This window comes from Paraburkholderia sp. BR10937, from assembly GCF_040965695.1.
Classification (GTDB): Bacteria; Pseudomonadota; Gammaproteobacteria; order Burkholderiales; family Burkholderiaceae; genus Paraburkholderia.
This window is the reverse complement of the sequence record NZ_JBFRCL010000337.1, coordinates 1-206: the sequence shown is the minus strand read 5'-3', so window position 1 is coordinate 206 and position 206 is coordinate 1. Positions and strand designations below refer to the sequence as shown.

Genomic DNA, 206 nt, shown 5'->3' with positions numbered 1-206 from the left:
GCATCCGCAGCTTCGGTATATGGCTTAGCCCCGTTACATCTTCCGCGCAGGACGACTCGATCAGTGAGCTATTACGCTGTCTTTAAAGGGTGGCTGCTTCTAAGCCAACCTCCTGACTGTTTTAGCCTTCCCACTTCGTTTCCCACTTAGCCATATTTGGGGACCTTAGCTGGCGGTCTGGGTTGTTTCCCTCTTGACACCGGACG

The 206-nt window shown here is 53.4% G+C and carries 1 rRNA gene; it reads right to left on the bottom strand.

Annotation, left to right across the window (positions count from 1 at the left end):
• Window positions 1–206 (bottom strand): 23S ribosomal RNA (locus AB4Y44_RS43175); the annotation flags it as partial.